Origin of the sequence: Aliiglaciecola sp. LCG003 (genome assembly GCF_030316135.1) — a bacterium.
Classification (GTDB): Bacteria; Pseudomonadota; Gammaproteobacteria; order Enterobacterales; family Alteromonadaceae; genus Aliiglaciecola.
The window spans coordinates 3,321,986-3,334,415 of sequence record NZ_CP128185.1; the positions used below are offsets into that span (position 1 = coordinate 3,321,986).

The following is a 12,430-nucleotide window of genomic DNA, read 5'->3' on the forward strand; positions in this document are numbered from 1 at the left end:
CTTGCGGCCGACATCATTTGCACTCTACCTGCTCGCCAGTTAAACCAAAACGACGTTGTCTGTCGGCAAAGTCATCTATTGCAAGTTGGAAGGCCTGTTCATCGAAATCGGGCCACAATGTGTCAGTAAAATAAAATTCAGCATAGGCACATTGCCACATCAAAAAGTTACTGATGCGATGCTCTCCACCTGTGCGAATTAATAAATCTAATTCAGGTTGCTCGGCAAGTGACATATATTGATTGAAATCATGTTCGCTTATGTCATCGATTTTGCCGTTCGTTTCTATCGTGTATTTTGCTAGGTTTTTAGCCGCGTTTATAATATCCCAGCGACCACCATAGTTAGCCGCTATATTAAGCACTAACGAGGTATTGTTTTCTGTTAATGCTTCGGCTTTATGAATTTTCTTTACTAGACCCCCGTCAAACCGCGAGGTATCGCCAATCACTTTCAATCGAACATTATTTTTATTCAGTCTCTTAGCTTCGCTATTTAACACGAAATTGAATAGCTCCATCAACACGCCAACTTCCGCCGCGGGTCGATTCCAGTTCTCGCTGCTAAAAGCAAATAGAGTTAAAGATTGGATACCAGTTTGACGGGCAAAACGCACCGCTGCCCGGACTGATTCCACACCAGCTTTATGGCCAAAGGTGCGAATTTTGCCTTTTTTCTTAGCCCAACGACCGTTGCCATCCATGATGATGGCAACGTGCTTAGGTATTTTAGAATCTGTCATAGATAGGATAGGGAACTAAGTCGTCTTAACGAACTTAGATCTCCATCAACTCTTTTTCTTTATCTTGCAGCATCACATCAATACTTTTAACAAATTCATCTGTTAGTTTTTGAATCATTTCCTCACCTTTGCGACTTTCGTCTTCACTCAACTCTTTTTCTTTGAGCAATTCTTTGATATCTGCATTGGCATCTCGACGAATATTTCGCACCGCTACTCGGCCCTGTTCGGCTTCATTGCGAACCACTTTTATTAAGTCTTTACGACGTTCTTCAGTCAGCGCTGGCAAAGGAATGCGCATTGCTGTACCAGAGCTCATCGGATTTAATCCAAGATCTGATTGCATAATAGCTTTTTCGACCGCAGCGGAAGCGCTTTTATCAAACACGGTTAGTGCAAGTGTTCTGGCATCTTCAGCAAAGATATTGGCTAACTGCTTGAGCGGAGTATCAGTGCCGTAATATGGCACCATAATGCTATCAAGTAGCGCTGGATGCGCGCGGCCAGTGCGTATTTTACTGAGCTGACTTTTGAGCGCACTAATACTTTTTTCCATTCTCTGCTTAGCATCACTTTGAATCTCGTTTATCACGGCAGTCTCCCTATAATTCTTTTTTATTAATCGTTTGTTTTCTGATGTGAGATGGTAGTTCCATCATCTTCACCCATAACCACTCTGCGTAAAATACCAGGTGTATTCATGTTGTATACACGAATCGGCAAACTGTGGTCACGAGCCAATGTGAAAGCAGCCAAGTCCATCACTTTAAGTTCTTTTTCTAGTACTTCTTGGTAGCTAACATTTTTTAGTAGCACTGCATCGGGATTAGTAACAGGGTCATCGTCATACACCCCATCAACTTTAGTTCCTTTTAAAACCGCATCGGCTTCAATTTCGATTCCCCGCAAACAGGCTGCAGAATCTGTCGTAAAAAACGGGTTGCCGGTACCGGCTGAAAAAATAACCACACGCCCAGATTTCAGTAAGCTGATAGCTTCTGTCCAGTTATATGCATCGCACACACCGTTAAGAGGAATCGCTGACATTAAACGCGCATTGACAAAAGCTCGGTGCAGTGCGTCGCGCATAGCTAGGCCATTCATCACAGTGGCAAGCATACCCATATGATCGCCAACCACGCGATTCATACCGGCTTTTGCTAATCCTTCACCGCGGAACAGATTGCCGCCGCCAATGACTAGCCCAACTTGCACACCCATTTCAACCAGCTCTTTAATTTCTTGGGCCATTCTGTCTAGCACTTTCGGATCGATACCGAAACCTTCAGAACCCATCAGGGCTTCACCGCTTAACTTTAGTAAAATTCTACGATAGGCAGACTTTGGTGCAATACTCATTGGTTGGCAATTCCTTCAATATTGGCTAAGTAACGCTACTGATTCTTACGATCCGTTAACGCATATAAAAAGGCACCTCAAATTGAGGTGCCGATAGTTTATATGACAATGGCTTTACGCAAAAGCGAAAGGCGCAATTATTTCTTTGCAGCGGCCATTTGCGCAGCAACTTCAGCTGCAAAATCTTCTTCTTTCTTCTCGATACCTTCACCCACTTCAAAACGTACGAAGTTGATAACATCAGCACCTTTAGACTTAAGCAATTCGCCTACAGTCATTGAAGGATCTTTAACAAAAGGTTGACCAGTTAAGCTGATCTCGCCAGTGAATTTTTTCATGCGACCAGACACCATTTTTTCAGCGATGTCGGCAGGCTTACCTGATTGGATAGCGATTTCGATTTGGATTTCTTTCTCTTTATCGACAACTTCTTGCGCCACATCTTCAGGCTTAACGAATTGAGGACTAGCAGCAGCAACATGCATTGCTACGTCTTTCGCCAACTCTTCATCACCACCTTGCAAAATAGCGATTACGCCGATACGGCCGCTGTGTACATAGGCACCAAGGTTATCACCTTCAACAGTGATGACACGACGTGGAGAAATATTTTCGCCGATCTTAGCCACTAAAGTATCACGCAAGTCGCTTACTTTAGTTCCATCGATTTCGCGCTCTTTAAGCACTTCGATATCGTTGATTTTCTCAGCTGCAGCAAGATCTACGATTTTGTTAGCAAAGGCTAAGAAACCTTCATCACGGGCTACGAAATCAGTTTCACTGTTGATTTCCATCATGGTGGCAACACCGTTACCAACTTTAGTCATGATCACGCCTTCGGCAGCAATACGACCCGCTTTTTTAGCGGCTTTTGCTTGACCAGACTTACGCATGTTTTCAATTGCCAGCTCGATATCACCATCAGTTTCCACTAATGCTTTCTTACAATCTAACATGCCGGCGCCAGTGCGCTCACGAAGTTCTTTTACTAGGGCTGCTGTCACTGCCATTTTGGTTTCCTCAGCATTTCAAATGAGTTCATATTTTAAAAAAATCAGGGCCGTATACATATACCGCCCTGATGAATTGTTTGGGTCATTTTGCCGTTAAAACATAACAGCAAAATGACAATTGAGTTACCAGTACTAAGAATTTTAGTCGGTAAACTCAGAGCTTACTCAGCTGCTTCTACAAAATCGTCTTGTTCAGCTTGAACTTCAAGATTTTGTTCGCGACCTTGTAGCACTGCATCAGCAGCTGCATTCAAATACAACTGAACTGCACGGATTGCATCATCGTTACCTGGAATGATGTAATCAACACCATCTGGATTAGAGTTAGTATCCACAACAGAAACCACAGGAATACCTAGGTTACGAGCTTCAGTAATTGCAATGTGCTCATGGTCAGCATCAATTACGAAAAGACAATCTGGAAGACCGCCCATATCTTTGATACCACCTAAGCTGCTTTCAAGCTTAGTCATTTCACGCTGAAGCATTAGCACTTCTTTTTTAGTCAACTTTTCAAATGTACCGTCTTGAGACTGTTGCTCAAGCTCTTTAAGACGTTTGATTGATTGACGAACTGTTTTCCAGTTAGTCAACATACCGCCTAACCAGCGTTTGTTAACATAAAACTGGTCACATTTCTGTGCCGCGTCTTTTACTGCATCACTTGCAGCGCGCTTAGTACCTACGAAAAGTACTTTTCCTTTTTTGGCAGATACACCGCCAATATAGCTCAATGCGTTATTGAACAAAGGAACTGTTTTTTCTAGGTTGATGATATGAACTTTGTTACGAGCACCAAAGATGAAAGGCTTCATTTTTGGATTCCAGTAACGAGTCTGGTGACCGAAGTGCACGCCCGCCTGGAGCATGTCACGCATAGATACGTTTGCCATTATAATTTCCTCAAATTGGGGTTAGGCCTCCATACATCCCATCTATCGATCCAATTAGGCGGCAAAACCGGCTTGGACACCCCGACAAATGTGTCGATGTATGTGTGTTATTTAAAAATAGTTTTCGCTACATTAGCAGCCTCTAGTGAGACTTGACTAAATTTGCGGTGCGCTTTATATCACATCAACTGCCAACAGACAAGAGTATTGTCCAGAACATCGGGCGTTTTACGGTCGCAACATCGTGGTCAGCGGCTATACAAAATTAAGTTGAGGCGATACAATAAACGCGATTCAGAAACTCTTATTAGTCCAAATTGGGAAATAGCTTTGACAATTACTATCAAAACACCAGATGAAGTTGAAAAAATGCGCGTTGCTGGCCGTTTAGCCGCTGACGTGTTGCAAATGATCGGTCCCCATGTCAAAAAAGGTGTGACCACTGATGAGCTCAACCAAATTTGTCATGATTATATTGTGAATGAGCAACAAGCGATTCCTGCGCCATTAAACTATGGACACCCACCCTTTCCCAAGTCGATTTGCACCTCAGTAAACCATGTCATCTGCCATGGCATTCCAGCCGACAAAAAACTTAAAGATGGTGACATCATTAATATAGATGTGACCGTCATAAAAGACGGTTATCACGGTGACACCTCTAAAATGTTTGTTGTGGGTAAACCCAGCATTATGGCGGAAAGGCTCATTCGTATTACCCAAGAAAGCCTGTACAAAGCGATTAAGCTGGTGAAACCAGGTACTCGTTTAGGTGATATTGGCAATATCATTCAACAACATGCAGAAAAGCACAATTACACCATAGTTCGGGAATACTGCGGTCATGGAATTGGCGCCAATTTCCACGAAGAGCCACAGGTGGTGCACTACGGACGCCCAAATACGGGTGAAGAATTATTAGAAGGCATGTGTTTTACCATTGAACCAATGATTAATGCCGGTAAACGCTATTCTAAAATTCTCCCTGACCAATGGACAGTCGTAACCAAAGATCGCAGTTTAAGTGCCCAGTGGGAACACACACTATTAGTTACTTCTAATGGCGTAGAGATTTTAACTTTGCGTGATGATGAAGAGATTGACCGCGTCATTAGCCATTAATGTAGATTAATAGCAATAGGTTAAGCCAAGCGCAATGTTTGGCTTATGAAGATTGATTATGGCACCCTGGTTTTAGTTATTTGCCTTCATCACTAGGTTAGTGGAAACTTTATAGAATCAACAGCTAACGCTCCGTGACTAATGCAAGGAACGTTATTCATTTATCGAGATTTATGAGGGAAGCCCATTGTCAATTCAGCAACTCGTTGAAAACGTTTACAAAATACAAGATATCAACGATTTAAAGGGCTTCAAACAATGTGTTGCAGACAGCTATGTTTGGCTCGACAAAGAATTTGAGAACGTTTCAGTCGATCAATTAGTACACGATAGAGCTAGATTCGTCGACGCACTTTTATGCCATGCTTGGACACTAATAGGCTTACATAAACAAAAAGGCCTAGCCCTGGTTGCCGTTGGCGGTTATGGGCGCGGACAACTGCAACCTTATTCAGATGTGGATTTACTAATTTTAAGTGAAAAGTCCTTATCTACAGCCAGCCAAGAAAAGGTAAGTAGTTTTATAACGCTCTTGTGGGATATTAAATTAGATATCGGCCAGTCCGTACGAACAGTTAAAGAAACCTTCAACCTTGGCAAAAGCGATACCACCATCGCGACTAACTTAGTTGAGTCAAGGCTATTAACGGGTAGTAGCAATACCTTCGAAAACCTTCAAAAAAAGTTAACAGGCAAAGGTTATATCAGTAGTAAAGACTTTTTCACTGCCAAATATCAAGAACAAAAAAATCGCCACAGCAAATTCAATGACACGTCATATAATTTAGAGCCAAACGTTAAAGAAAATCCGGGCTGTTTACGAGATATCCAATCTATAGGCTGGGTAGCCAAACAACACTTCAATGTATGGAATGGCCGTGAATTAGTTGAACATGGTTACTTCACCGAAAGCGAATGGGCAGAGTTGATAGAATGCCGCAGCCATTTATGGCGGATTCGATTTGCCTTGCATATGGTATCAGGGCGCAGCGAAAACCGTTTGTTGTTTGATTACCAAGCGGATGTGGCGGCGCGTCTAGGATACGGTGACGGCAAGCCTGCAGTGGAAAAAATGATGAAAGCGTTTTTCCGCATCGTGCGCCGCGTGAGCGAACTCAATGAAATGCTATTGCAATATTTTCGCCAAGACATTCTAGACTTGAAAGTCAAACAGCTTAAGGTAATAAATGAAAACTTTGAACTTGCTGATGGCTTAATGGCTTGTCGCCATGAAGATGTTTTTTCTAGTCCCGCGGATACTTTGCGTTTTCTTTTGTTGGTGGCCAACACTCCACAGTGTGAGGGCTTACATTCTAGTTGTTTACGTCAACTGCGCAATGCCCGGCGTAAGTTTAGTAATCAATACTTTTTTGAGATAACCGAATGTCGCCTGGTATTTATGCAATTAATGCGTCATCAAAACTTCTTTGGTTTAGGTTGGGATTTAATGCACCGGCATGGCATTTTACAGGCATATTTACCTGAGTGGGATCACATTGTTGGTATGATGCAATTTGACCTATTTCATGCCTACACAGTAGATGAGCATACTCACAGATTAGTTAAGAATGTTTTTCGTTATCATGATGAAAATAATAAAGAATTCCCCCGCTGCAAACGGATCGTTCGTGAAGCCGACAAACCGGAATTACTGTATTTAGCAGCAATTTTCCATGACATTGGCAAAGGCCGTAATGGTGATCATTCGGTATTAGGCGCTCAAGACGTGATGCGCTTTTGTGAACACCATAATATAAATGGTGAAGATGCAGAACTGGTCAGATGGTTGGTAGAAAGCCATTTACTGATGTCTGTTGTGGCTCAACGTCGTGACATTTATGACCCCGATATCATCGGCGAATTTGCTGCGGCAGTTAAAAGCCACAACCATCTTAATCACTTATATGCGCTTACTTTGGCGGATATCCGTGCGACCAACAACAATCTTTGGAATGATTGGAAAGCGTCTTTATTAAGAGAGCTTTTCTTGTTAACCCAAAAGGCCTTGGATAATGGTCTACAGTGCGGCGTAACCTTGCTTGAGAGGGTGAATAGGCATCAAATTGAGGCTCGCACCTTATTAAATAACCAAGGGATAGATGCTGCCGATATTGATCAGTTTTGGCGGCGCTTGAACAATGATTATTTTGCTCGTTTCAGTCCGACCCAATTGGCATGGCATACTCAAGAAGTGGCCAAGGCAACTCATAAAGAGAGTAATGAGCTTACCGTGGCCTTGAACGACTCTACAGCGAAAGCAGGCACTGAATTACTCGTCTATGGCAAAAATCGCCCCGCCCTTTTTGCGCAGATAGCCTCTGTTTTGGACAGTCGCAACTGTTCCATTCATGACGCTCAGATCACCATAACCAAAGATGACTATGTGTTCGATAGTTTTATTCTTCTCGAGCAAGATGGTTCGCGCATTTCATCTCCGAGTCGGATGAAAAGTTTACAGCAAGCTATTGAAACTCAACTGGAAAAACCCGGCAGAGAACACAGTAACGAGCGAAAAATGTCGCGCCGTATGAAACAACTGGATGTGCCAACTAAGGTTCGGTTCTATCAAAGTAGCTCAGACGTTACTATGATGGAATTAGAAGCCTTGGACGCTCCAGGGCTGCTAGCTAAAATCGGCCACCTCTTCGTTGAATTGCAACTGACATTGCATATGGCAAAAATTTCGACCATAGGGGAACGGGCAGAAGATTTATTTATAATCGCTAATCAGAGCGAACAAGCCCTCACGACAGAACAACAGGTTCAACTTAAGAATCGTTTAACTCAACTATTAGATCAACCTCAAAACAGCGGTGAAACATGTCCGACCTAAAAAACCAAATAGAAAGTGCATTTGAAAATAGAGCCTCGATTACGGCAGCAACCGTCGATCAACAAACCCGTTCAGCAGTGCAAAAAGCCATTGCGATGCTTAACTCAGGTGAAGCTAGAGTCGCCGAGAAAATTGCTGGTGAATGGGTAGTTCATCAGTGGTTGAAAAAAGCGGTGCTGTTATTCTTTCGCATCAACGACAATGATGTGATGGACGGAGCTGAAAGTCGCTTTTTTGATAAAGTTCCGTTGAAATACACAGATTACACCAAAGCCCAATTCGAAGCTGACGGCGTCAGAATCGTGCCTCCTGCAGCGGTCAGAACTGGCTCTTTTGTCGGTAAAAATGTGGTAGTTATGCCATCCTATGTCAACATAGGAGCTTATGTGGGCGAGGGTACTATGGTAGATACTTGGGCGACTGTGGGTTCATGCGCTCAAATCGGTAAAAATGTGCACCTTTCCGGTGGCGTAGGTATTGGTGGTGTACTTGAGCCGCTTCAAGCAAACCCGACCATTATTGAAGACAACTGTTTTATCGGTGCTCGCTCTGAAATTGTAGAAGGGGTGATAGTCGAAGAAGGTTCAGTTATTTCAATGGGCGTTTATATTGGCCAAAGCACACGCATTTATGACCGCGAGACCGGCGAGGTCCATTATGGCCGCGTACCTGCTGGCTCTGTTGTGGTTTCTGGCAGCATACCAAGCAAAGATGGAAAATATAGTCTTTACGCTGCGGTAATCGTGAAAAAAGTTGATGCACAAACTCGTTCAAAAGTGGGTATTAATGCATTGCTCAGGGCCGCAGAATAACCAATCTCGCGCTAAATTAAATAAGCAGGATGCTCAATAGAAATATCGAGCATCGAGTTGTTACACCTCTGCCCCCATTGTGGACACCCACCCCAGCCGGTTGTCCCCTATCACCTTTTTGTGGACATATATGGACGCTCCCATGATGTCAACGTATAGGCTTTTAATCAGGACATATATGGACGCTCCCCTGATGTCAACGTACTAATTGCCCCTTCGTGCTGATTTTCTGCACGAATTACGTTTTTACTATTCTATTACCGCTAGTCTGTTGTCTTGAAGGCAGTCTAAAATGGCTTAGTTCTGACATATATTCAGGCTCTTTATTAGCGTTGGTTTAATCAACGCTGGCCTCTGATGAACTCCGAACCTTATCGCCTAAAAACACCCAGTCGGATTGTTATCCGTGTCTAAGTCTGGCTTTGATGAGGTAGGTAGACCGTTTTCTTCATCATTTTATGACTAAGCGGGGTAGGTAAAGTAAGTGTTATCCCGTGTCTTGCCTTCCACAACACCCACACAGGCTTGGTGCCTTTGTCCTACACGGAATTGAGCTCGACAGGGATAACGTAAAGTGATTCATGTTATGCGCTCACTTGTGAGGACGTAACGCGATAGTGCTCCTGACGTGTGAGCAATATCCAGATTAAACGTGCTAAACGATGGGCGACGGCGACTGCCACTTTATTAAACGGCTTGGTAACGCGAAGTTTAGTGGCCCACAGTGATAACGGATCAGTTCTTTGCGCGGCACGACTCACGACAGACCGCGCACCATGTACCAGTTGTTTACGTAAATAACGGTCTCCGCGTTTGGTAATGCCGCCCATCTTACTGATATTGCCTGAGGCGTGTTGTTTAGGCGTCAGCCCTAACCACACGGCAAATTCTTTGGGATTATTAAACGCCTGGCCTTTATCAATGGCGGCTAAAAACGCTGAGGCATTAATGAAACCAATCCCTGGGATGCTGAGCAATATTTTGCCACTTTCACTGTTATTAACAAAGTGATGCAATTGCTGCTCAATGGCCTTGATGCGAGAGCGTGTGTCTTCATATTCTGCCTTTAACGCGCGCATCATGGTTCTCAACTGGTTACTGCGTTGTTCGCTATCAATTACTTGGGCTAATCCTGCACACAAGGCCACGTGGCCACAAGGAAATATTACCCCAAATTCACTTAACAACCCGCGTATCTGGTTACTCAGGGCCGTTTTGTTTCTAATTAAGCGCTCTCGAATTCGATGCAAGCAATTAATTTCTTGCTGTTGCTCAGATTTTACGGGGACAAAGCGGATATGTGAGCGCTGGCTGGCTTCTGCTATGGCAAAAGCATCGTTATGGTCATTCTTGTTGCCTCGCACAAAAGGCGTGACATGTTGGGCTGGTATAAGCTTGGTATCATGACCTAATTTAGCAATTTCACGCCCCCAGTAATGCGATGAATAACAGGCTTCCATCACCACCAACGTAGGTGGTTGTTGGCGCATAAAATCAAGTAGCTCAGTCCGTTTTAATTTCTTATTAAATTGCGGTTTAATATGTTCATTTACTCCGCACACTTGAAATACAGTCTTTGCCAAATCGATGGTAATTGTTTTAAGCTTCATATTGGACGTTCCCTATGTAAATAGTCTTGTTTAAGAACTACTATTTTGGCGCATTGACGCCGTATTGGGGAGCGTCCATCTCATCACCCACTTTAAAACTAGACTTGGAAAAAAAAGGAACTACGTTAACCTTGTAATAATGGAATTGGACAAGGACTACCAAATGCCTCTAGCTAGAAAGCGCCAAATCAGTTTGATTGATACGCCCTTTTACCACTGCGTTTCTCGCTGTGTTCGTCGTGCATTTTTGTGTGGGGAAGATATGCTCACAGGCAAAAGCTATGAATACCGCCGCCAATGGGTTGAAGACCGTTTGCTCTTTTTATCAAGGGTATTTTGTATTGATGTTTGTGCATATGCGGTGATGAGTAATCACACCCATGTTGTATTGCATGTGAATCAAGATGAAGCCAAGCAACTTAGTGACCAAGAAGTAATTATTCGTTGGCAAAAATTGCATAAGACCACGTTACTCGTACAACAATTTATGAATGACGACAGCGAAGCCACAGACAATGCTCAACAAATAACTTTGGACGCGACAATTGCAATATACCGGCGACGTTTGTTCGATATCAGTTGGTTTATGCGCGAGCTCAACGAGCCTATTGCACGCCAAGCCAATGCTGAGGATAACTGCACCGGTCATTTCTGGGAGGGTCGGTTTAAATCACAGGCACTCTTAGATGAACACGCGTTAGCCGCCTGTATGGTTTATGTGGATTTAAACCCTATTCGTGTCAACATGGCTACGCTCCCTGAAACATCTAAACACACAAGTATTCAACGCCGTATACTCAGTTTAAAAAAAGGCTATCAACCTAGAGCACTGATGCCTTTTGTGGGAAATCATGCTAATAACAAACCTTCAGCATTGAATTTTGATTTAATCGACTACATTCAATTAGTTGAGACAACCGGGCGGTGTATTGCCCCACAAAAATCAGGTACGATTGACATCACTGTGTCTCCCATTTTGCGACGTTTAGGTATAGATGAAAGCCATTGGCTAACACTAAGCCAATGTTTTGAAAGCTGCTTTAGTGTCGCGGCTGGTCAGCCCCAATCCATGAATCGCTATAAACATCACACTAAGCGAAAACGTATCCTAGGCATAGCCGTTTTTCCCTAAGCACAACGCAATTCTTTCACTCCCAAAATCAACTGCAGAGCTTGAGAGCTCCTGCTGAATTAAAACTCGTATCAACCATAACTTTAGCTTTAATGCTGGCTAACTCAGACTGATTTGGCGCAAAAAGTCATAATTTATGGATATCCCAACTTAAAATACAACGCTTATGGGAGAATCAAGCTTCTTCAAGAAGATATTTAATATGCCTGTCCATGAATGAGATGAATGAGGAATAAACATCAAAATAAACTAAACTATTTATAGGCTTATACGTACCAATTATCAGTCCTAAACCTAAATCATGAGGCACTAAACAATGTTAAAATATTTAAAGCTCGGAACACTGCTACTTTCTAGCGCACTAAGTTTGAATCTTACTGCTGCCGAGATGACCTATCAAATTGATCCCACTCACACCAGTATAGTTGCATCTTGGAGTCATTTTGGATTCTCAAATCCTACCGCTTCGTTATCCGGGGCAAGTGGAAAGATTGTTTTCGATCAGCAAGCTCCTGAAAAATCTAGTATCACTGTTACTTTACCAGTCACTTCGATAGATACTTATGTGGAAAAATTGACCAGCGAATTTTTAGATAAAGACTATTTTGATACCAGCCGTTTTCCAGATGCAAAGTTTGTCAGCACTAAGGTGAGCAAGACAGGTGAGAGTACCTTTGATGTAGTGGGTGAGCTAACAATTAAGGGCGTTACAAAAGCGGTGGTATTTCATGCCACATTGAACAAAACAGGCTTGCATCCAATGACACAAAAAGCAGCGATTGGCTTTGATGCACATGCCGAAATTCAGCGTTCTGACTTTGGACTAGCTCAATATGTACCTAATGTAGGCGATGCAGTGAAGATCACTATTACTACCGAAGCTCAAGTTGAATAAAATCAGCCTAAAAAACATT

At 43.0% G+C, this 12,430-nt stretch carries 11 protein-coding genes; 5 read left to right on the plus strand and 6 right to left on the minus strand.

Features of this window, described 5'->3' with window-relative positions; translation table 11 throughout:
• Positions 1-13: 13 nt before the first annotated feature.
• The 5 genes from uppS to rpsB all read right to left on the minus strand — a co-directional run bounded on the left by uppS (position 14) and on the right by rpsB (position 4,007).
• Positions 14-742, minus strand: coding sequence for a polyprenyl diphosphate synthase (gene uppS, locus QR722_RS14475; RefSeq protein ID WP_286283621.1), 729 nt, complete (start codon positions 740-742; stop codon positions 14-16).
• A gap of 34 nt (positions 743-776) precedes the next feature.
• On the minus strand, positions 777-1,334 hold the full coding sequence (gene frr / locus QR722_RS14480; RefSeq protein ID WP_286283622.1) for a ribosome recycling factor: 558 nt from the start codon (positions 1,332-1,334) through the stop codon (positions 777-779).
• A gap of 26 nt (positions 1,335-1,360) precedes the next feature.
• The gene (gene pyrH / locus QR722_RS14485) at positions 1,361-2,101 is read right to left on the minus strand and encodes a UMP kinase (protein ID WP_286283623.1); all 741 of its coding nucleotides are present in this window, start codon (positions 2,099-2,101) and stop codon (positions 1,361-1,363) included.
• 137 nt (positions 2,102-2,238) lie between these two features.
• Complete coding sequence (gene tsf / locus QR722_RS14490; RefSeq protein ID WP_286283624.1) at positions 2,239-3,111, minus strand: translation elongation factor Ts; 873 nt, start codon at positions 3,109-3,111, stop codon at positions 2,239-2,241.
• A 164-nt stretch (positions 3,112-3,275) separates the two neighbouring features.
• Positions 3,276-4,007: a 30S ribosomal protein S2 gene (rpsB, locus tag QR722_RS14495; protein WP_286283625.1), complete on the minus strand. Its 732-nt coding sequence runs from the start codon at positions 4,005-4,007 to the stop codon at positions 3,276-3,278.
• A 324-nt stretch (positions 4,008-4,331) separates the two neighbouring features.
• Here rpsB and map point away from each other — a divergent pair, with 324 nt between their 5' ends.
• From map to dapD, 3 genes are all read left to right on the plus strand, one after another.
• Positions 4,332-5,129, plus strand: a complete 798-nt coding sequence (gene map / locus QR722_RS14500; protein WP_286287690.1) for a type I methionyl aminopeptidase — start codon at positions 4,332-4,334, stop codon at positions 5,127-5,129.
• 187 nt (positions 5,130-5,316) lie between these two features.
• On the plus strand, positions 5,317-7,962 hold the full coding sequence (gene glnD / locus QR722_RS14505; protein WP_286283626.1) for a [protein-PII] uridylyltransferase: 2,646 nt from the start codon (positions 5,317-5,319) through the stop codon (positions 7,960-7,962).
• Positions 7,950-8,774, plus strand: coding sequence for a 2,3,4,5-tetrahydropyridine-2,6-dicarboxylate N-succinyltransferase (gene dapD, locus QR722_RS14510; protein ID WP_286283627.1), 825 nt, complete (start codon positions 7,950-7,952; stop codon positions 8,772-8,774). Before glnD ends, dapD begins: the two co-directional genes overlap by 13 nt.
• Positions 8,775-9,358: 584 nt before the next feature.
• On the opposite strand, the gene QR722_RS14515 is transcribed toward dapD, so the two are convergent.
• Entirely contained in the window at positions 9,359-10,384 is a 1,026-nt protein-coding gene (locus QR722_RS14515; protein WP_286283064.1) for an IS110 family RNA-guided transposase, read from the minus strand.
• A gap of 163 nt (positions 10,385-10,547) precedes the next feature.
• On the opposite strand from QR722_RS14515, the gene QR722_RS14520 reads away from it, so the two are divergent.
• Positions 10,548-11,516 (plus strand): transposase, encoded by a 969-nt coding sequence (locus tag QR722_RS14520; protein WP_286283628.1) that lies wholly within the window; start codon positions 10,548-10,550, stop codon positions 11,514-11,516.
• A gap of 316 nt (positions 11,517-11,832) precedes the next feature.
• Positions 11,833-12,411 (plus strand): YceI family protein, encoded by a 579-nt coding sequence (locus tag QR722_RS14525; protein WP_286283629.1) that lies wholly within the window; start codon positions 11,833-11,835, stop codon positions 12,409-12,411.
• Positions 12,412-12,430: the final 19 nt, after the last annotated feature.